This window comes from Grimontia sp. SpTr1, from assembly GCF_947387585.1.
Classification (GTDB): Bacteria; Pseudomonadota; Gammaproteobacteria; order Enterobacterales; family Vibrionaceae; genus Enterovibrio; species Enterovibrio indicus.
In genome coordinates, this window is sequence record NZ_CANDOD010000042.1 from 1 (window position 1) to 2,493 (window position 2,493).

Sequence of the window (2,493 nt, forward strand, 5' to 3'; positions counted from 1 at the left end):
GCGTTAAAAGTGCCTGTCCTGCCAACAGCCGTTTGCAGCCTTCGATATCACCCTGTTCAATGAACTTGCAGTTGACGAATGTCGTATCGCGCAAGTCAGCGCGTCGAAAGTCGTAGCGAATAAATGTACAAGCAGTGAACGTGAGAGCACTTAAGTCTTTATGTGAAAAGTTGTGGCACCGATATGTATGATTGTAAGTTTCCATGAGTACTCCTTGCTGGACTGGGTGCAAGGCTATCCAATCACCTGAAAGAACATTTTTGCACTGAGCATGACGCAAAGGATACCGATGAATTTCTTGAGTGTTTCACTTGGGAAATAGTAGGCCAAACGGACACCCACATGCGTGGTTAGATAGCTACTGATTGAAAAAGCAATCAACGCTGGCAGATAAATGTATCCCAAAACCATGTTGCTCATATCTGTATTGTGCAAGCCGTTTATGAGATAGCCAAAGGTGCCAGACAGTGCAATAGGAAAACCGATAGCGGCAGAAGTACCAATTGCCCGCTTTATCTCAACGTTTTGTTGGACAAGGTAAGGGATGGTCAATCCAGCACCGCTTATTGAAACAAGCGCAGAAACCGATCCAATTGAGAAGCCAGTAAAAATATTCCCCAACGGGCCTTGCGGATTCTCGTTATAGTGATACTCCTTCTGCCTGAACATTTTGAAAGCCACATAAAGCATGAATAAGCTGAAGAATCCCGCCAGATAAACCCCATTTAGATACGATGCGATGAAAGTGGCCAAAAATGTTCCGACAAGTACAGCGACCGACATTCTAATTGCCATTTTTGTATCCACGTTTCCTTTTCTCAAATGGGCTTTCATGCTGCCAAAGGTGGTGAAAATCATCGCAGCCATTGATGTGCCCAGTGCTAGGTGGACCACATCATCATGCCCAATTCCTTGTTTTGTGAATAGAAAGGTAAAAATGGGTACGGCCATGCCTCCACCACCAACACCGACAAGCCCGGCAAGTAACCCAATGCCGAGGCCTGCTGCTATGTAGTAGGAAATAAACAGGTACTCGTTCATAAGAACTCCATTTCAGACATTCGGTTGGCTTTCTGAAATACTAAGTGAACGTTAACATGTTGTGATAATGTTATTCGGACATTAAATAATGAAAAATGGCCATCTATGAAACGGCGTTTACAGAGTGATAATTGTGACTATAGCGATTGGAGGGAGGGTGCCGAACTCATTGCCCGACAATGGTTACATGAACGTGAAGACAAGCTCTCTCGCTCTCAGCGACCCTATACAAGCCATAAGCATTATCGGGGGCAGCTAATTTGTATCGATGAAGGACTGATACAAGTTAACACCGAAGAGGGGACTTGGTTATTGCCTCCTCACCGTGCAGGATGGATACCACCGGAAGCAATGCACAGTGTCTACTTTCATGGTTCTGTGAAAGGTTGGTCACTGTTACTTTTACCTTCTGCCTGTCATCAACTCCCAAAATCCCCATGCGTTATCGGTATGAATGATGTGATTAAAGTACTTGCGAACCGGATACTAGGTTGGAGTAAAACCACGGAGGTCTCGCCAGACCAATCACACATTCTCTGCGTTATTCTTAATGAAATTCGCCGCGCTCCCCATGAAAATCTTTACTTTCCGCTACCGAGAGACCCAAGGTTACAAAGGATAGCCCATTCAATGCTGGATAATCTTGGTAGTACAAAGTCTGTCGAGCACTGGGCCAGTATCGGTGCTACGTCTTCGAGAACACTGAGAAGATTGGTACGAACCGAGCTAAATATGAGTTTTAACATGTGGCGGCAACAGATACAGTTGATCCACGCAATGGAAATGCTGGCTCGTGGGAAATCCGTCGGAGACGTTTCATTCGCTTTGGGTTACGCGACACCGAGCAACTTTATTGCCATGTTTCGCAAAGTCTACGGCGAGTCCCCTGCACGTTATTTTTCCAAACGTCCTGCAAAATATAATACCTAGTCCAACTGAGTTCTAGCATCGTTAGCTAGATTGGGTATACGTGATTATGAATTCGTCTTAGAAGGCCAAGGGAAAATGAAAACCAAATTAGTCATGTCGTTTGCGTTAACTCTGTTGTGCTTCAGTGTGAGTGCCGCTGAACAGAAATACCATTCTTCGCTGACGGTAAAGTCGGTATTCAGCAGTGACAGAAACAAGCCTGTCGATGTGTATTACTGGTATCCCACGACCAAAGAAAAACCAATTTTACGTTTGGTAATAGCAACATTTTTGAGGTGGTCGAAACGCAGTTAGATGCCCCTTTAGCTGGTGAGAAATTTTCTATCGTTCTCTTGTCTCAAGGCGGAACACGGTCAGCCTTTTCACACAGTGGGTGGATAGCATCAAGCTTGGCACAACAAGGTTATATCGTTGTTGTGCCAAAACCTCCTGAACCCAACGAAATCACGGCAGACAAAGCAGTCGATGAAATTACACTCAGAGCCAGTGATTTGAAGCTTGGGCTGAACACACTAAAATCGG

At 45.0% G+C, this 2,493-nt stretch carries 2 protein-coding genes and 1 pseudogene; 1 reads left to right on the plus strand and 2 read right to left on the minus strand.

The window, feature by feature from the left end:
* Together QL223_RS25815 and QL223_RS25820 are read right to left on the minus strand one after the other, a co-directional pair.
* Nucleotides 1-205 (minus strand): annotated as a pseudogene (locus tag QL223_RS25815) (hypothetical protein); the annotation flags it as partial.
* A 29-nt stretch (nt 206-234) separates the two neighbouring features.
* Nucleotides 235-1,041 (minus strand): sulfite exporter TauE/SafE family protein, encoded by an 807-nt coding sequence (locus QL223_RS25820; RefSeq protein ID WP_062715199.1) that lies wholly within the window; start codon nt 1,039-1,041, stop codon nt 235-237.
* Between the two features lie 630 nt (nt 1,042-1,671).
* Here QL223_RS25820 and QL223_RS25825 point away from each other — a divergent pair.
* Nucleotides 1,672-1,971 carry a helix-turn-helix domain-containing protein gene (locus QL223_RS25825; protein ID WP_281546351.1) on the plus strand — a complete coding sequence of 100 codons (300 nt, stop codon included), beginning with the start codon at nt 1,672-1,674 and terminating at the stop codon, nt 1,969-1,971.
* Nucleotides 1,972-2,493: the final 522 nt, after the last annotated feature.

What these genes read in the sequence shown, in the direction of transcription:
- QL223_RS25820 (WP_062715199.1), bottom strand. Translation starts at nt 1,041, where the DNA reads ATGAACGAGTACCTGTTTATTTCCTACTACATAGCAGCAGGCCTCGGC.
- QL223_RS25825 (WP_281546351.1), top strand. Translation starts at nt 1,672, where the DNA reads ATGCTGGATAATCTTGGTAGTACAAAGTCTGTCGAGCACTGGGCCAGT.